This window comes from Rothia nasimurium, from assembly GCF_049068285.1.
GTDB lineage: Bacteria > Actinomycetota > Actinomycetes > Actinomycetales > Micrococcaceae > Rothia > Rothia nasimurium_I.
Genome location: NZ_JBLKPV010000006.1, coordinates 1 through 17,543 on the forward strand (window position 1 = coordinate 1; position 17,543 = coordinate 17,543).

The 17,543-nt window shown below is 59.4% G+C and carries 13 protein-coding genes and 1 pseudogene; 11 read left to right on the forward strand and 3 right to left on the reverse strand.

Annotated features, from left to right (window positions below):
- Window positions 1–44: 44 nt before the first annotated feature.
- The 10 genes and pseudogenes from ACMXX3_RS06395 (at window position 45) to cydC (ending at window position 12,835) form a co-directional block, all read left to right on the forward strand.
- Window positions 45–950, forward strand: a complete 906-nt coding sequence (locus tag ACMXX3_RS06395) for a hypothetical protein (protein ID WP_421083911.1) — start codon at window positions 45–47, stop codon at window positions 948–950.
- A gap of 52 nt (window positions 951–1,002) precedes the next feature.
- Window positions 1,003–1,134: pseudogene (locus ACMXX3_RS06400) on the forward strand (cytochrome ubiquinol oxidase subunit I); the annotation flags it as partial.
- 43 nt (window positions 1,135–1,177) lie between these two features.
- The gene (locus tag ACMXX3_RS06405; protein WP_237201004.1) at window positions 1,178–1,324 is read left to right on the forward strand and encodes a hypothetical protein; all 147 of its coding nucleotides are present in this window, start codon (window positions 1,178–1,180) and stop codon (window positions 1,322–1,324) included.
- A gap of 555 nt (window positions 1,325–1,879) precedes the next feature.
- A complete protein-coding gene (locus ACMXX3_RS06410) occupies window positions 1,880–2,794 on the forward strand; it encodes a hypothetical protein (RefSeq protein WP_421083912.1) in 915 nt (304 codons plus the stop codon).
- A gap of 14 nt (window positions 2,795–2,808) precedes the next feature.
- A complete protein-coding gene (locus ACMXX3_RS06415; protein ID WP_421083913.1) occupies window positions 2,809–3,861 on the forward strand; it encodes a hypothetical protein in 1,053 nt (350 codons plus the stop codon).
- A gap of 10 nt (window positions 3,862–3,871) precedes the next feature.
- A complete protein-coding gene (locus tag ACMXX3_RS06420; RefSeq protein ID WP_421083914.1) occupies window positions 3,872–5,800 on the forward strand; it encodes an ATP-binding cassette domain-containing protein in 1,929 nt (642 codons plus the stop codon).
- A gap of 37 nt (window positions 5,801–5,837) precedes the next feature.
- Window positions 5,838–5,999 carry a hypothetical protein gene (locus tag ACMXX3_RS06425; protein ID WP_421083915.1) on the forward strand — a complete coding sequence of 54 codons (162 nt, stop codon included), beginning with the start codon at window positions 5,838–5,840 and terminating at the stop codon, window positions 5,997–5,999.
- 263 nt (window positions 6,000–6,262) lie between these two features.
- Window positions 6,263–7,834, forward strand: a complete 1,572-nt coding sequence (locus ACMXX3_RS06430) for a cytochrome ubiquinol oxidase subunit I (protein WP_421083916.1) — start codon at window positions 6,263–6,265, stop codon at window positions 7,832–7,834.
- A 15-nt stretch (window positions 7,835–7,849) separates the two neighbouring features.
- Window positions 7,850–8,929: a cytochrome d ubiquinol oxidase subunit II gene (cydB, locus tag ACMXX3_RS06435; RefSeq protein ID WP_237189303.1), complete on the forward strand. Its 1,080-nt coding sequence runs from the start codon at window positions 7,850–7,852 to the stop codon at window positions 8,927–8,929.
- A gap of 210 nt (window positions 8,930–9,139) precedes the next feature.
- Window positions 9,140–12,835: a thiol reductant ABC exporter subunit CydC gene (gene cydC, locus ACMXX3_RS06440; protein WP_421083917.1), complete on the forward strand. Its 3,696-nt coding sequence runs from the start codon at window positions 9,140–9,142 to the stop codon at window positions 12,833–12,835.
- 76 nt (window positions 12,836–12,911) lie between these two features.
- Here the strand turns inward: cydC and ACMXX3_RS06445 are convergent, their stop codons facing one another.
- Window positions 12,912–13,274, reverse strand: a complete 363-nt coding sequence (locus tag ACMXX3_RS06445) for a hypothetical protein (protein ID WP_421083918.1) — start codon at window positions 13,272–13,274, stop codon at window positions 12,912–12,914.
- 104 nt (window positions 13,275–13,378) lie between these two features.
- Here ACMXX3_RS06445 and ACMXX3_RS06450 point away from each other — a divergent pair, with 104 nt between their 5' ends.
- On the forward strand, window positions 13,379–13,876 hold the full coding sequence (locus ACMXX3_RS06450; RefSeq protein WP_421083919.1) for a hypothetical protein: 498 nt from the start codon (window positions 13,379–13,381) through the stop codon (window positions 13,874–13,876).
- Window positions 13,877–14,094: 218 nt separating this feature from the next.
- On the opposite strand, the gene ACMXX3_RS06455 is transcribed toward ACMXX3_RS06450, so the two are convergent.
- Together ACMXX3_RS06455 and ACMXX3_RS06460 are read right to left on the reverse strand one after the other, a co-directional pair.
- Window positions 14,095–16,686, reverse strand: a complete 2,592-nt coding sequence (locus tag ACMXX3_RS06455) for a DNA gyrase/topoisomerase IV subunit A (RefSeq protein WP_421083920.1) — start codon at window positions 16,684–16,686, stop codon at window positions 14,095–14,097.
- Window positions 16,687–16,767: 81 nt separating this feature from the next.
- A complete protein-coding gene (locus ACMXX3_RS06460) occupies window positions 16,768–17,532 on the reverse strand; it encodes a hypothetical protein (protein WP_421083921.1) in 765 nt (254 codons plus the stop codon).
- Window positions 17,533–17,543: the final 11 nt, after the last annotated feature.

A 17,543-nucleotide genomic window follows, 5' to 3' on the forward strand; every position in this document is an offset into this window, starting at 1 on the left:
GGTTGGTGTTTTTGGCTGCGGGTGGGACTTTTGAATAAGCCTCTATGTTTAAGAAAGTAACCACCTCATTGATGATAATCGGTTGCTTGTGCCTGGTTGCTTGTGGAAACACGGGCAACCAGGCTTCACAAGAACCCGAGTCTAGCAACCTAGCTTCTACTCTAGATATCCCAGAGGTAGATAGAAACGCCTATCAAAATATTCACGCCATATTTGATGAGCAGAAACAAATTGTAGAAACTCCCCTCAACCGTTATGTTCATTCTGAGGACGAATTTACAATGATTGTCACTGCAAACTTTTTCCCTTTTAAACAATGCGTGAATAATGCTGGGTATGAAACCAGCCGTCACACCTACCAAACTGAGTACAGGCCACATATTCCCTTTGCTGTCTGGTCATATCCCTTTGCTGAAAAATATGGATATGAAATCAACCCGGTACAAGGCAAGGTTTACCTTGACCAGGGTGAAACTGATGAAAATCCTGATCGAGATAAAGTGCAAACAGATTGCCTAGAAAAGCCCCAAGGAAATGAAATCCCCGTTATCATGGGTGGCGTTTCTGCAAGGCCAGTCGGAGACATGGTTATTTTGAGCGAGGTAGGTAGCCAGGTCCAGACCCTGATATCTCAAGACCAGGATGTACAAGCTGCAATCCAGGAGTGGATTCAGTGCCTAGAGGGACAGGGCATCTCAATGGATACCAACTATGAGCAGCCCATACCGGTTATTCCAGAAGAAAAGGAAGCGAACATCAAGCAGGCCCTGGTTGATGTCCAGTGCAAAAAAGACGTGCGGCTCATGGAACGCTACTATGACGCTCAAGCCCAGTACGAGCAGGCCCTCATTGAAAAGAACCAGGCAGCCTTTAACACCCTCGCCGAGCGCAAGGAAGAATATATTACTCAGGCCAAGCAAGTTCTCCTTCAGAACGGAATCACCCCGTGAACCCAACCCGCAGGGTGGCTAACCCCCGCCTTGTCCTCGGCTTTGTGCTCGCCTGCCTGCTGGTAGCAGTTACCAGCTTTATCATCGCCACTCCTGGATGCAGCACCCTGCCGGCGTTGAAATGATCGACGGACGCCCCGTCATGACCGATGTCCTCGCCGTGCTCACCAACAACACCTCCCTGGGTCAGGGGTTGGGTTCTGGGAACGGGGGAGTGAACCACCTCTATGGCGGTTCCTTCTGATGGTTCCTACGACATCGTTCAGGGGCAGGAACCTGGGGGCTTTGCCCACCAGCGCATTGAACGCTCAGTTTTTGAGTTAGCAGAAGAACGCCAGGCCGTGGCAAGCCTTGGCCTGTTAGGTAAGCGATAGGGAAAAAAGTTCTTGACATGAGGGGCCTGGAAAGCCTAGTGTGATTTATATCAACCTTTGTTGATTTCCCCCGGGAGAACAAAAAGCCTCCCCTCACAGAAAGGAGAAGGCAATGAAGCCTTCGAAGATTACTGCTCTACTTGCGAGTTTTGCAATTGGATCATGTCTATTGGTTCCTGCCACTGCGGCTGAGGCGCTGGGGGATTCTTCTTGCCCGAATAATCGGGTTTGCGTGTGGGATTATCGCAATTTTGAAACCAGCTATCTGGGTGTTTTTAGCCAGAAGGGAATTCATCATTATAGGACCCCATATGTTGGGCCCCGCTTGAATGATAAGATCTCGTCATATTCCATTGGGCATTCGACTGGGCCTTATAAGTATGTAATGTTCTATGAACATGCCTATAATCCTGCGGCTAAGACCGGGACGGGGAACGCATTCTATGATAAAAATGGGAACAGGTATGCAGAGATGCATCGCTTGTCGCATCCTGATGGGCATAGGAACGGATGGGAGGATAAGGTTTCATCTTTTGATGAAGCTAACTGAGTTTCATGTCTAATAAAGCAGCGCCCGTCTTTCTTGTTGTTGCTTGTCTAACTTTGGCCGCCTGTGGAAACATGGGCGGCCAAGGGGTGGCAGTTGATTCTGAAGGTGAGCCAGGCAATACATCTGTAGCGGCACCCACTGTTGATAGGGATTCCTACTCTAACGTTCATGCAGTCCTTAATCCTGAAAAACAAACAATAGATACCCCTCTGAATAAGTATGTTCATGACGCAGATGAACACATGACTATTGCTAGGGCTAATTATATTAATCTCAAGAAATGTGCTACAGGCAAAGGCTACGAATTACCTCATCATTTTTACCAGACTGAATATCGGATAGAAGCCCCTTTTGGCGTTTGGTCCACTAGCTTTGCAGAAAAATATGGTTATGAAATAAATCATACCCTAGGTAAGGTTTATGTGGATGAGGGGTATAAGGGAGAGGATGTTCCTTCTGAAATACAGCAGACCTTTGAAACTTGTTTGGCTGAAATAGCTGACCAGGAGATACCTTACTTCATCAAAGGAGTAGCTGTGTCTGCCACAGCAGAAACAGCAGTGCTGAGCGAAGTGAGTGGCCAGGTTACCTATCTGGTGGAAGAAGATTCTGATGTGAAAGCAGCTATTCAAGAATGGATCCAGTGCCTGAATGACCAGGGGATACAAATAGACCCCCAGTATGAAGAGCCATTCCCGATCATTCCAGAAGAAAAGGAAGCCAACATCAAGCAGGCCCTGGTTGATGTCCAGTGCAAGCAAGAAGTGCGGCTCATGGAACGCTACTATGACGCCCAAGCCCAATACGAACAGGCCCTCATCGAAAAGAACCAGGCCGCCTTCAATACCCTAGCTGAACGCAAAGAAGCCTACCTGAACCAAGCTAAGGAAGTCCTCCAGCAGAACGGAATCACCCCGTGAACCCAACCCGCAGAGTGGCTAACCCCCGCCTCGTCCTCGGCTTCGTGCTAGCCTGCCTGCTGGTAGCAGTTACCAGCTTCATCATCGGCAAAAACAGCTCCAGCAGCCAGGACGAGGCGCTCGCCTCCGCCCAAACAACTCTCGCCGTCCACGCCCCTGCAGAACGCCGCACCCTGGGCACCACCGCCACCTACCAGGGCAGCGTCCAAGTACCCCCGTCCCAAGACATCACCTATAAGGGCACCGGAATCGTCACCACTGTCGCCGTCAAACCCGGCGACACCGTACGCCCCGGAACCCTCGTCGCCACCGTAGACAGCAACCCCGTCATCGCAGTCACCGTTTCCAACAAACCCATCTACCGCGACGTCCACCCAGGGGACGCAGGCTACGATATCGAAGCAATCCAAGAAATCCTCAACCAACTCGGCTACCCGCTCACCATCACTGGAAAATTCGACGAACCCACAGAAAAAGCCGCAGAAAGACTCTTCGCCAACATCGGCTACACCAGCCCCTGCGGCGAAAAAATCTGCTTCCACACCGGCACCTTCCTCCCTATCCCCGCAGACCTACCCCCGGTCAGTACCGTCACCACACCCGGCACCAACACCGCAGAAAACGCCGTACTCTTCCAAACCAACAGCGGCACCCGCAACATCACCGCCCGCATAGGCGTCGCCCAAAAAACTGACTTCGACGAACAGCCCGAAGTCACCGTCACCGGCCCCAACGGCGAAATCACCCGCACCACCGACTACAGCTTCAGCGACTTCAAAGAAGGCGCCGACAGCCTCCTACCCGGCTACGACCTCACCGTCAACCTTCCCCCAGACCTGCCAACAATCCCCGACAACAAAACCATCGTCACCCTCAGCCTCAACGCCTCCACCAAAGAATACCTAGCCGTACCCGCCGTCGCTATCCGCCAAGAAGGAACCACCACCTACGTCCTCACCGAAGACGGCACCCGCATCAACGTCACCGTCCTCACCCAGGTACAAGGCTGGGCCGGAATCGAAGAAACAGACGGCCTCACCGAAGGCACCAGCGTCCGCGTTTCCTAGGAGTAACCCCGTGCAACCACTCATCACACTCCGAGGAATCACCAAGGAATACAAGAACCAAGACATTCCCGCGCTGTCCTCCATAGACCTCGACATACACGCCGGAGAGTTCATCGCCATCACCGGGCTGTCCGGCTCCGGCAAATCCACCCTCCTCAACGTCCTCGGCCTACTCACCAGCGCAGACAGCGGCACCTACACCATCGACGGCGAAAACCTCAAGGACGTCAGCGCCCGCGAACGCGACACCCTCCGCTCCCACTACTTCGGTTTCATCTTCCAAGCCTCCCACGTGCTCGGCTACGAAACCGTCACCAAAAATGCCATGCTTGGGCTCCGCACCCAAAACCGGCCTCTCTCCGACCGCGCGACGGGAGCCGCCACCTGGATCAACAAAACAGGGCTCAACCACCGCACCAACGCCAAAGGCAACGAACTCTCCGGCGGCGAACGCCAACGCCTGGCGATAGCCCGCGCCATGGCAACCCAACCCAGCGTCCTCCTCGCCGACGAACCCACCGGCAATCTAGACTCCAAAAATGCCCAGCTCGTCTTCAACCACCTCAAAGACATCAACGCCACCGGCACCACCGTCATACTCATCACCCACGACCCCACCCTCGCCAGCCAGGTACCCCGCCAAATCACCCTCCACGACGGAAAAATCATCAAAGACACCGGGGCCACCCACCCCAGACCCGGCACCACCGCACCCAGAACACCAACCCCCAACACCACATCAGAAGGCAACACCCGCCCCTGGGTAGACGACGCCCTCGATGCCCTCAACTACATCTCCATCACCCCCATCAAAGCCCTCACCCTCATCTTCGCCTTCATGCTCGGAGTCGGCGGACTCATAGCCGCCCAAGGACTCTCCGCCACTGCCTCCCAACAAGTCTCCCAAACCCTTGCCACCGCAGCCCTCGACGACGTCAAAGCCACTATCACACCGTCCGACGCCACTACCGCCTACGACGGCAAAACCATCAACACCCTCACCCAAGACATCGCCAGCTACCCCGGCGCGAAAACCGTCACAGCTTCCCGTTACCTCCCAACCCGTGACCTCGCGCCCAGCGCCCTCCCCAACCTTCCCAGCGGATTCAGCGGCACCGCTTACGCCGTAGACTCACAGCACTTCACCTACCTCGACGCAACCGTCAGCCACCCCCACGCCCTCTGGCAACTCGACGGAAGCCACCCTGTAGCCTTCGTCGGAACCAAAGCCGCCGAAGAACTCGGCATAGGCAACCCCAACAGCGGCAACGGAATCATCTGGCTTGCCGGCAAACCTGTCACCGTCCTCGGACTGGTAAAAGATAGCCCCAGGGACGTAACTGCTAGCTCCAACATCTACACCAACTTCAGCTACGGCCTGTCTCCTGAACAGGCAAGCAAGGTGGTAGAAAGCGAGCTCTTCATACGCACAGAACCGGGCTACCCGGCTCCCCTCGCCGAAGCCCTGCCTCTCATCATCAACCCCGTAGCCCCCGAAACCATCAGCGTCAGTACCGTAGCCGACCTGCGCAATATCCAACGCGGTGTATCCTCCAACCTCGCCACCCTCGTCACCGGAATCTCCTGGCTCCTCATTTTCCTCGCCAGCCTCACCAGCGCCACCACCCTCTACACCTCAGTGCAATCCAGACGCACCGAAATAGCTCTGCGCCGCGCCATCGGAGCAAGCAAAGCCTCAATCCTCAGAATCTTCCTGCTCGAAGGAACCTTCGTCGGTCTAGCGGGCGGAATCGCAGGAGCCAGCCTCGGCACCCTCGGCATAGTTATTACCAGCCTCAACCTGGGCTGGACCCCAGTCATGTCTACCGGCTGGATTTGGATCGGCCTCGCCATCGGCGCCCTCACCGGTATGCTCTCCGCCGCCTACCCCGCCTACCTAGCAGCCCAGGCCCAACCTGCTGAAGCGATGAGGGCCTAGATAGGTATCTGCCCTCATTACCCTGGGTAGTATTCGCTTGCCAGATAGGGTTAGTCCACCCATTGGATATGAGATTATTCACGGTCAGGAACACGCCGATTTTGCCCAAGAGCGAATCACCGTCTCCGTCGCCGAACTGGCAGACGAGCGGCAAGCCGTAGCTGGCCTCAGCCTACTGGGCCCCAGAAACCTGCTCTGACAAGACACAGTGTCGCTAAAAGCCTCCCGCCCACCCCGGGCGGCCCAGGCCCCACCTGCCCCACCATGCAGCAGGTGGGGCCTTAGCGTTTAAATGACCCAAAGATAAAGGTCAAATCAGGCCCCTATTAGGTCAAAGGCACCCTAAGAAGCCTCCCATTATCCGGCGCTATCCTGGTACGGAACACCCGCGCGTGGAACCACACACCTGCTCTCAGCACCCAACGCGCTACGGAAAACACTCACACGATCCCAAGGACAGCAATGGATCCTCTCGAACTAGCACGGTGGCAATTCGGCATCACCACCGTCTACCACTTCATGATGGTGCCCCTCACCCTCGGCCTCGGCGCCGTCGTGACCGGCTTCTACATCGCCTACGTCCGCACCAACAAACACGAATACAAGCGCCTCACCAAATTCTGGGGCAAGCTCTACCTCATCAACTTCATCATGGGCGTGGCCACCGGCCTCGTCCAGGAATTCCAGTTCGGCATGGCCTGGAGCGAATACTCCCGCTTCGTCGGCGACGTCTTCGGCGCCCCCCTGGCCATGGAAGGTCTGCTCGCCTTCTTCGTCGAATCAACCTTCCTCGGCCTCTTCATCTTCGGCTGGGACAAACTCAAGCCCAAGGTCCACGCAGCCTGCCTCTTCCTCGCAGTTGCCGCTTCCTGGCTCTCTGCCTACTTCATCATCGTCGCCAACTCCTGGATGCAGCACCCCGTCGGCGTTGAAATGATTGACGGCCGCCCCGTCATGACCGACGTCCTCGCCGTCCTCACCAACAACACCGCCCTGGTCGCCTACCCCCACGCCATCTTTGGTGCCCTGCAGGTTGCCGGTGGCTTCCTCGTCGGTATCGCCTGGTACAAGCTCTGGAAGCGCCGCCGCGACGGAATCGACACCATTGGCGACAACGGCAAGGTCATCGTCGGCGAAACCACCGAAGGTGCCCGCGACAAGACCGACTTCACCGTCTGGTTTAAGTCCCTCCGCATTGGCGCTATCGTCGGCCTGCTGGCTTTCGTTGGCACCGCCTTCACCGGCCACCACCAGGCCCAGCTCATGATCGAGCAGCAGCCCATGAAGATGGCTGCCGCAGAAGCAGCCTGCCACGACGGCACCGGCTTCTCTGTCCTTTCTCTCTCATCACCTGGCGCCCAGAACTGTGACGAGGTTCAGGCAGTGATTGAAATTCCCGGCCTGCTCTCCTTCCTGGCCTACAACAACTTCACCACCGACGTCCCCGGCATCACCACCCTGCTGCCCCAGTACGAAGAAACCTACGGCAGCACCATCCCGAATAACCCTGAGCTCTACGGTGAACGTTCCGGTACCGAAGTCAACTACCTGCCCCTCATGGAAGTCACCTACTACGGCTTCCGCGGCATGATCACCTTCGGCGGCATCAGCGCCCTCTCCTTCCTCTACGTCCTGTGGGTAACCCGCAAGAAGGGGGAGGGGACCGTCCCCGAAGCCAAGTGGATCTCCAACCTGGCGATTCTCGGCATCCTGGCCCCCTTCGGCGCCAACGCCACCGGCTGGATCTTCACCGAAATGGGCCGCCAGCCCTTCGTCGTAGCCCCCAACCCCGACGGCAACCCCGCCATCATGATGTTCACCGCCGCCGCCGTCTCACCCGGCGTCTCCGGCTACGAAATCCTCTTCTCCCTCGTATCCCTGGGCCTGGTCTACGGCGTGCTCATGATCGTTGAGGTCTACCTGCTGGCCAAGTACGTCAAGGCCGGTGTAGCAGCAGCCATGCCCGAACTGGTTGAAGACCCCCACTCAGACAACTCCGACAACGACCGCGACGTCCTCGCGTTCGCCTACTAAAGAAGGGATTGAACCGTGTTTGACCTTTTCGCAGATCAGCCCCTTCTGCCCACCCTCTGGTTCGCCGTCATCGGCTTCTTCTGGGTTGGCTACATCATTCTGGACGGCTTCGACCTCGGCGTAGGCATGCTCATGAGCCGCTTCTTCGCCAAGAACGAGAAAGAACGCCGCCTCCTACTCAACACCATCGGCCCGGTCTGGGACGGCAATGAGGTATGGGTTGTGACCGGCGGTGCTGCTACGTTCGCAGCCTTCCCCCTCTGGTACGCCTCCCTCTTCTCAGCCCTCTACATCCCGCTGACCCTGGCCCTGCTGGCCCTCATCTTCCGCGCGGTTGCTATCGAGTACCGCGGGAAGAAAGACTCCGAACGCTGGATCGCTGGCTGGACTCTGGCTATCTCCCTGGGCTCCTTCCTGATCGCCTTCCTCGTCGGTGCCCTGCTGGCCCTGACCTCCACCGGCCTGCCCATCAACGCTAACGGCGACCGCGTCGGTGGTGCCTTTGCCTGGCTGACCCCCGCCGTCTTCATGGGCGGCCTGTCCATGGTGGGCCTGGCCCTGCTCATGGGCCTGACCTTCGTGGCCCTCAAGACCGACGGCGACGTCCGCCACCGCGCCTCAGACGCCCTGGTTAAGTTCACCCCCCTGTTGGTGCTCCCCGCCGTCATCTGGGTGCTCTACATGCAGATCACCACCGGTAACGGTATCTCCTACGCCCTGACCGTCCTGGCCGTTATCGCCCTGGCCATTGCCTGGGTCTTTGCCCGTCAGCGCAGCGAGGGTAAGGCCTTCGCCGGGTACGCAGTCTTTATCGCCTTCGGCGTGCTGGCCATCTTCCTGGCCCTCTACCCCAACGTGCTGCCCTCAACCCTCGACGAAGCCTACAACCTGACCATCAGCAACACCTCAAGCTCTGAGTACACCCTGAAGGTCATGAGCTGGGTCGCCCTCTTCGGCGTCCCGATCCTGCTGGTCTACCAGGGCTGGACCTACTGGGTCTTCCGCAAGCGCCTCCACGTTGACCACATCCCGGCCGCCCACGACGCAGCCGACCTGGCCACTCTGCCCACCCGCGCAAAAGCCCACAACGCCTAAGCGCCAGCCCCCGGTGCCGCCCGGCACCCACCCACGCAAGGACGCAGGGAACTCACGTTCCCTGCGTCCTTTCACCACCAGGAGCCCCCGGCTCCAAAAACTGTGCTGATACCCACCAGCAATCCTCAAGTAGGAGCCCACAGCTCCCTGACTAACCCACTAGAATGGTGAACAAACTGTTCGCGGCCTCAAGGACGATTCACTCACATCATGGCAACCGTTGAAAGCAAACGGCCCCCGCTTGGGCCTAACGCCAAACGAAACCTCGCTATTTTCGCAGTGCTAACGGCGATCAAAACCCTTGCACTGATCGTCTTTGCTGCCGTACTGGGAACCGCAATCACCCTGCTGGCCCGCATGACCTACGCCGTCATGTACGAAGGCAAAAGCTACGAAAGCGCCCACGCAGAACAGCTCGCAGTCTTCGCCGGGAATGGTCAGGCCCAGCTGGACGGTATCTTCTTCGCCGCCCCCTTCATGGACCTGTCCCTACTCTCGCTCACCGTCACCGGCGTCATTGCGCTCATGATCCGGGCCGCAGCCGACTGGTCCCTTGCCTTCTACGCCCAAAAAGCTGCAACCGGCGCTAAGACCACCATCCGCCGCCAGCTCATTCGACGGGTCCTTGCCACCGGCGGAATTGACACCCCCGACGGCACCGGGGCCACCGCCGTCCTACTCTCCCGTGGCCTAGGAGCCCTGGACGATTACTACACCAAGACCCTCACCGCCTTCGTCTCCACAGCGGTGATTCCCACCCTGCTCCTCATCTTTATTGCCTTCTACGACTGGGTATCGGCACTCATCATTGTGCTCACCCTGCCCCTGATCCCCCTCTTCATGGTGCTGATTGGACGGACCACAGCAGAAGATACAGCCCGCGCCCAGCGCAACCTGCTGCGCCTCTCAGACCACATCGTTGAACTGGTCAAGGGCCTGCCTGTGCTGGTCGGCCTAGGCCGCGCCCGCGCCCAGTCCAAGGCCCTCGGCGACCTCGGGGAACGCTACCGCAAGGCAACCATGTACACCCTGCGGTCAGCCTTCCTGTCCTCCCTGGCCCTGGAACTCATCACCACCATCTCCGTTGCCCTGGTAGCCGTCTTCATCGGCCTGCGTCTAGTTGACGGGGAACTCGGCCTCGACGTCGCCCTCTTCGCCCTGCTTCTAGCCCCCGAATGCTACCAGCCCCTGCGCGACGTCGGCACCGCCTACCACCAGTCAGAAGACGGGGTTGCCGCCCTACGCCGGGCCCAGGCCATCATCGACCAGCCCATCCCGCACCCCACCGTCGCCCCCGGCGGCGACCGCATTTCCGTGCGCCAGCTCTCCGTATCCTACCCTGGCCGGGATCGTACCCTCATTGGGGTCAGCTTCACCCTGCGTCACGGCACCACCACCGCCATCACCGGCCCCTCCGGCTGCGGAAAAACCACCCTGCTCTCCGTCCTGGGCGGTGCCCTCCGCAACGACCTAGTACCGACAGGAACCAGCGCCCCCATACACGTCTCCGGCCTCGTCTCCGGCACCGGAGAAACCGTCTGGATCAGCCAGTCCCCAACCTTCATCGCCCCCACCGCCCTGGCAGAAGTCGCCCTCTACGCCACCGTCACCAAGGGCGAAGGCGCCCTGGACGGCATCACCTACGCCTCCGGCCTACTCGAAACCACCCCGCGTTTCATCAGCGAAGACCGCGAATACTTCGGGCAGTTCCTCACCGCAGTTGGCCTTGGCGAACTAGCAGACCTTCCCCCCGAATCCCTCTCCGCCGGCCAGATGCGCCGCCTGGCCATCGCCCGCGCCCTGGCTAGGGTCGCAACCCTCCAAGCCCAGGCAGACCACGTCACCGTCCTCATCGACGAACCGACCGCCCACCTAGACCCCATCTCAGCGGCCAAGGTTAACGTCGCCCTCGCTGCCCTCCAGGAAACCGGCGCCACCCTCATCATCGTCACCCACGACACCAAACTAGCCGCCGCCACCAACAACGTGCTGACGGCAGTCCCGAAACCACACGGCATCGACTGGGAGCTCACCAGCCAGAACACAGTCGGCCTGGGCGCCTATGCCCTGGGCACCCTGTCCGACGCCGTAGCAACCGGCGAAATGGAAGACAGCCGCCCCGTCGCCGCCCAGGATCAGCAGCCCACCCGACGAACCCGCACCCGCCACCGCAGTATTTTTGCCACACTCCGCAATACGGGCATGCTCACCGGCATTCGACTGCGCGACGCAGTCCTGCCCGTGATGCTCTCCGTTTTGACTGTCTGCTTTGCCGTGAGCCTCACCGCCCTCTCCGGCTGGCTGATTGTGCGAGCTGCCGAGCAACCAGCCATGATGTACCTACTCGTTGCCGTGACTGGCGTCCGCTTCTTTGGGCTGGGCCGGGCCACTGCCCGGTACGCTGAGCGCCTCCGCACCCACGACGTCGTCCTCCGCGCTGCAAATACTTTACGTATTAGGGCCTGGGACGCTGCCGGACGCACTGTTCTGTCAGTCCGCTCCCTCCTGCGCGGTGACAAAATCCTCGACCGTCTCATTGGCGACATTGACGAACTTCGCGACGCAATTCCCCGCGTCATCCTGCCGGTAGCCTCCCACCTCATTGTTATGCTCCTGGTCCTGGTCGTCACCGCCGTCGCAACCCCCACAGCACTCCTACCGGTGAGTGCCGCTGTACTCGTTGCAACTGTTCTTATTCCCGCCCTAGTGCGAGTATCAGACCGACGGGCAGACGCCATCGCCCGGTACGAAACGGCAGCCATGCTGCGCCTGGGCGTTTCAGCCCTGGACTCAGCAACTGACCTTCACAACAACGGGCTAGACCAGACCGTAGCCCTTGCTATTTCCCGTCAGGACGGCGCCGCCAGCAAGTCCAAGCTGCGCAGCTCCCGGGCCATCGGCATCGGCCAGGCGCTGATGATTCTTACCTGGTGGGGGGCCGCCCTCGGCGTTATTGCAGCCGTCTGGCCTTCCGTCCAGGCCGGTGACATTTCTGCCCCCACCGCAGCCATCGTCGTACTGATGCTCACTGGCCTCTTTGAGACCACCGCAGCCCACGTTGAAGCAGTACGGGGCTGGCCTGCCTTCGCAGCCCTAGTTGAGCGCACCCGCGACCACCTGGACACCTTTGACCGGGAAGGACGCGAAACTGAGGGAGAAGTTGAAGAAGGAATCCGGGATATCCTGGGTGACCCCGGCATCGGCAGCAAGAAACGGGCCGCGCACAACTCGATTACCCTGGAACTAGAGTCCCTGGCTGCCCGTTGGCCCGACATGAACGAACACGTCTTTACAGGGCTGTCGGCCTCAGTTTCTTCGGGCCAGTGGCTGGGTATCACCGGCCCTTCTGGCTCCGGTAAGACCACGGCCCTGGCAACCCTGCTGGGCTTCCTGCCTGCTGAACGCGGTAATATCCGGGTCAACGGGAAGGTCTTTGATGCCAATAGCCTGCGCGGTTACGCCGCCTGGTGCCCCCAGTCTGCCTACATTTTTGAGTCCACGATTGCCAACAACCTGGCCATCGCCCGCCCGGCGGACGAACGCCCCAGCGAGGAGGAAATGTTTGAGGTTCTCGACCGGGTAGGCCTCGGTGATTTCGTGCGCTCCCTGCCGCTGGGCCTCAACACCCTGGTGGGGGCGGGTGGCTCCTATGTATCTGGCGGGCAGCGTCAGCGTATCGCTATTGCCCGAACTCTCCTGGTTGATTCGCCCCTGCTGCTCATGGATGAGCCAACCGCCCACCTGGACGCCCCTGCAGCAATCGCCCTCATCAGTGAGGTTGCCCGGGGCACCAAGCGGGGGGCCAGTGAGGCCTCTGACGGCAAGACCAAACTGCCCGCCGTCGTCCTGGTTTCCCACCGTGCCGAAGACATTGCCGCCTGCGATACCGTGGTGAAACTTCGATAGGCTTCACACAAAGACCCGCCCAGGGCGCTTCTGATAGGAAGGTGCTGGGCGGGTTCTTTGTATCGTGTCAACAGGTCTAGGTCAGGGGCTTTGCTCCATGTGTAGCTTTTCGGTCTTCGTCAAGGGTAAAACCATGGCGGTCTATTTCTTGCTGATCAAGGTCATCGCGGATTTTTTGACCGTGGACTGAGCCCAGAGTGACACAGACCCCGCCTACCAGGGCAGCTCCCAGGTGCCAGAGTTCTAGCGTGGCCCACCCGAAGAAGAGGGAAAGTGCAGCTGAAACTCCCAAAAGGGCGAGAGCAGTAAGGAGCGAATAGATAATAAACTCAGATCTGTTCTCAGGGGTCAGTTTGCGTTCGGTACGGGCCCAGGCTTTATGACCCTCCGCCTTTCGGCTGGCTTTCTCGGCAGGGAACGAAAAATCTTGCTTCGGCATGGGGGACCTCCTTGTCTTGTCTGGAATTTTACCACGGGGGGGTAAAGTGTGTTCTAGATAATATCTTCCTGAAATCTCATCAAGACACATCAGTAAGGACACCCATGCCTACCCACCATGAGCACAGCTACCTTTCGCCCCTGACCAAGAACTTCAAGTTCTTCCTCTGCGGGGTCATAGTTTTTGTACTGCTGAGCGTCACCCTGCCCATCATGATTTTTGGCCCCGTTGACAAGGACGGCAGCAGCCAGGGGCTTCTTATTTCAGTGTTTGTGGGGGCTGCCGTAGCCCTGATCATTATTCCGATCATCTTCAGCAGTACCCGCATTGACCTGCTCAAAACCTCCATCAAAATCACCACCATGAAGTTCTTCTCGAAAGAACTACCCTACAGCGAGATCGAGCAGGCGGAGGTGGGGCCAGTGACCGGGCTTGTGATGGGTGCTGGCCTGCGAATCATGGGCGGGGGCCACACCGGCTACCTAACCGGCGGCCCCTCCGTCACCTTCACCCTGACCAACGGCAGCCGGGTGACGGCGTCCGCCACCAACCCCGAGCAGGTTGTTGCTGAGGTGAACTCCCGGCTACGTTCAGCAGCGTAGCGGAAGGCAGCGTAGAGGAAGAAAGTAGCGGGTGTTCCCGTAACCGACTGGCTAGGGCTGGCATGAACTGAGCGTGAGCTCTAGCGAACCCGCAAGAAGGTTAGTCGGTTAGGGTGCGCCCGCTACTTTAGTATTTTCAGGTCAGGGTCGGCAGGCACACCAACGCTCCCGACCCCTGTTGCTATTTAGGCAAAGGTTCGCCCGTTACTTTCTCATGATTAGAAAAGAGCGTCTTCTTCTACTTCTACCGGCGCTTCAGCTTCAACCTGAACTTCAGCCTGGTCGGCGGGTTCTTCTGTCACCGCTGATACAGGGGCGGGGGATGTCAGCGCCTGGTAGTTGGGGCCGATAGCGTCGATGCCCTGGGCAAGCAGGACGCCGGAGCCGTCGCGGGGGCCGAACTCGGTGGGTAGGGTGCGGGCGACACCGGCTGATGAGACAGCCTTGGCTGGGCCGACACCCACCCAGGCCAGGGCGAGGGCGGTTTCGCCCTTGAGGAAGCGGTGGGCTCGGACGCCACCGGTGGCCCGACCCTTTTGGGGGAACTCGGTGAGTTCGGTGACCTTGGCCGTGGCCCCTTCCTCTCCGCCGTCGGTAATGGTGACGACTTGGGCGTCCGCGCCGGGGGCGGTGACGCCGAAGGCAAGAAGTTTATCGTCGTCTGCTACCTTCATACCGGCCATGCCACCACCGGTACGGCCCTGGGGACGCACCTTGGCGGCGTCAAAGGTGAGGAGTTTTGCTTGTTCGGTGACAAAGGTCAGCAACAGATCATCGGTGGGGCACACAGCAACAGCAACCACAGCGTCCTTGGGCTTGAGCTTCATAATCTCAAACTCGGTGGCGTTCAGCGGGTAGTCGGGATTGACGCGCTTGACGACACCCCGCTCTGTTGCCAGAGCCAAAATAGAGTTCAGCGGAACCAAACCCACCAGCTTTTCACCGCGAGCTAGGGCGATAGCGTCGGCAGCCTTGACCCCGCTGGCCAGCTGGGGGGTACCTGATGCTTCATCTAGGACCGGGATATCAATCACCGGAACCCGCACCAGGCGACCTGCTGAAGTAACAGCCCCAATTTCACCTCGGGCAGTAGTGGGCACAATGGAGAGGTAGGCGTCGTGCTTGATGCGCTTGCCCGGATCAATCAGGGTAGGCCGCTGCCCCCTGACCCCCTTGGTGCGTCCAAACTGGCCGCTAGTGGATAGCAGAACCCAGCAGGGGTCGTCCGCAATTTCCAGGGACAGCCCGGCTTCTTTCTTAGCCTTGGAGGCGGACGCCGACAGGGCAGCAACAGCGTCTGCCAGCTCGTCCTTGGTCACGATCTTGGTGCGGCGGTCGGTGCCGTACTCGTCGGCAACCTGCTGCAGTTCTTCGGAGACCAGGGCGCGGAGCTTCATATCGGAACCCAGAATTTCTTCCAGGGAAGCAATTTCTGCTAGCAGGTCGTCGCGTTCGGCCTCAAGCTCAATGCGGGAGTACTTGGTCAGCTGGCGCAGGCGCAGCTCCAGAATGTGGTTGGCCTGCACCTCGCTCAGATCGTAAATCTGCATGAGGCGTTCGCGGGCCTGGGCAGTTTCGTCTGAAGAACGAATAATCTGAATGACCTCGTCAATATCGACAATGGCCACCAGCAGACCCTCAACCAGGTGCAGGCGGTCGCGGCGCTTGCCCAGGCGGTGGTTAGTGCGGCGGCGTACGACGTCCAGGCGGTGGTCAACGTAGACATGGAGCAGGTCGAGCAGGCCTAGGGTCTGGGGCTGGCCGTCCACCAGGGCGACGTTGTTGATACCGAAGGAATCTTCCAGCGGGGTGTGCTTGTAGAGGGCAGCGAGCACCGCCTTCGGGTTGAAGCCGTTCTTGATTTCAATGACCATGCGCAGGCCGTTTTTGCGGTCGGTCAGATCAACAACGTCAGAGATGCCCTGGAGCTTCTTGGAGTTGACGCCGTCCTTGATTTTTTCGATGACCTTTTCGGGCCCAACCAGGTAGGGCAGTTCGGTAACCACTATGCCCTGCTTGCGGGCGGTGACCTGCTCGATAGACACCTTGGCGCGGGTCTTGAAGATACCGCGGCCCTTTTCATAGGCGTCCTTAATGCCGGCGGTGCCCACGATCGTGCCACCGGAGGGCAGGTCGGGGCCGGGCACGAACTTCATGATGTCTTTGAGGGTGGCCTCGGGGTGATCGAGCAGGTGGCGGGCTGCGGCAATGACCTCGCGCAGGTTGTGGGGGGCCATGTTGGTGGCCATGCCGACCGCGATGCCGGCTGAGCCGTTAACCAGCAGGTTGGGGTAGGCGGCGGGCAGGACGGCCGGCTGCATGAACTGGTTATCGTAGTTGGGTACGAAGTCCACGACGTCTTCGTCCAGGTTGGCGGTCATGGCCAGGGCTGCCGGGGCCATGCGGACTTCGGTGTAGCGGGAGGCTGCCGGGCCGTCATCCAGGGAGCCAAAGTTACCGTGGCCATCGACCACGGGCAGGCGCATGGAGAAGGGCTGGGCCAGGCGCACCATAGCGTCGTAAATTGCGCCGTCGCCGTGGGGGTGCAGCTTACCCATGACTTCACCGATCACACGGGCGCTCTTGACGTGCCCCTTGTCGGGGCGCAGACCCATTTGCTGCATCATGTAGAGGATGCGGCGCTGGACGGGCTTGAGGCCGTCGCGGGCGTCGGGCAGGGCACGGGAGTAGATGACCGAGTAGGAGTATTCCAGGAAGCTGGTTTCCATCTCGCTGGTCACGTCGATATCGACGATATTTTCGACGACGTCGGTGGGGTAGTCATCGTGCGCGGTGGTGCGGCGAGCCATCGAGACCTCTTCCTGGGGATTCGAACATAGGTTCGTTTATTCTACCGCGAAAGGGACCCGCTGGCAGGTTGGCTACTGGCGCTAACGGGCGCGGGCGGGCACAAAGAGCCCGTAGACGCCCAGGACGCCGAGGGCTAGGACGGCCACGCCGAATGGAATAGCTGTGGGGGAGCGGTCAGCACCGCTGGTCATAAAGGTATCAGCCAGTCCCATACCCATATGCCAGCCCCACCCCAAATAGAGTAGGAAGGACGCGGCTGCTACCACCAGGGCGCAGAAGCCCACAGCCCGCAGGGGAGTATAGGAGGGTATGACACTCAACCACTCATGCACCCAGGGGAGGGCAAGGAGTGGCAGGGCAACGGTAAGCCCCCACCCCACCACTGTGACGAGGCTAAATTCTCCGGCTTCAGCCAGTTGGCCATACACCTCCGTGAGAGTATAGCCCGGGGCCACAGCCAGCGGGTTCCACCAAAAAACATGCAGACCGTAGTAGATAGCCAGCAGAAAACCAAGCCCACTCAACGCAAGGGGCAAGCGGACGCCCGGTGCCCGCCTACCCTGCCCGGACGGGGCCTGACGGGTTGGCGTGGACGGTGCCAGCACAATTGCGGTTACCCCAATACCCACCAGGGCAAGGAGGGCAGTAAGAAAGGACAGGCCAGCTACCCAGACCACGGCAGATAGAAGAGGAAGAGGAGCCGTGGACGGCAGGAGATGATTAACGGAAGTAGCCAGCGCAAAAACCGTGGCACACCCAATGAGTAACCAGCGAAAAGCCACGTTGAGGGAAGCGGCTACCTGGTTGGTCTGCGCCTTTACAGGAGAAGAAAAAGAAGCTGTCATGACCCTATTCT

Excerpts from the sequence above, each read along its gene's own strand:
- ACMXX3_RS06410 (WP_421083912.1), top strand. The coding sequence starts at position 1,880 with ATGTCTAATAAAGCAGCGCCCGTCTTTCTTGTTGTTGCTTGTCTAACT.
- cydC (WP_421083917.1), top strand. The coding sequence starts at position 9,140 with ATGGCAACCGTTGAAAGCAAACGGCCCCCGCTTGGGCCTAACGCCAAA.
- ACMXX3_RS06450 (WP_421083919.1), top strand. The coding sequence starts at position 13,379 with ATGCCTACCCACCATGAGCACAGCTACCTTTCGCCCCTGACCAAGAAC.
- ACMXX3_RS06395 (WP_421083911.1), top strand. The coding sequence starts at position 45 with ATGTTTAAGAAAGTAACCACCTCATTGATGATAATCGGTTGCTTGTGC.
- ACMXX3_RS06460 (WP_421083921.1), bottom strand. The coding sequence starts at position 17,532 with ATGACAGCTTCTTTTTCTTCTCCTGTAAAGGCGCAGACCAACCAGGTA.
- ACMXX3_RS06445 (WP_421083918.1), bottom strand. The coding sequence starts at position 13,274 with ATGCCGAAGCAAGATTTTTCGTTCCCTGCCGAGAAAGCCAGCCGAAAG.
- ACMXX3_RS06405 (WP_237201004.1), top strand. The coding sequence starts at position 1,178 with ATGGCGGTTCCTTCTGATGGTTCCTACGACATCGTTCAGGGGCAGGAA.
- ACMXX3_RS06430 (WP_421083916.1), top strand. The coding sequence starts at position 6,263 with ATGGATCCTCTCGAACTAGCACGGTGGCAATTCGGCATCACCACCGTC.
- ACMXX3_RS06455 (WP_421083920.1), bottom strand. The coding sequence starts at position 16,686 with ATGGCTCGCCGCACCACCGCGCACGATGACTACCCCACCGACGTCGTC.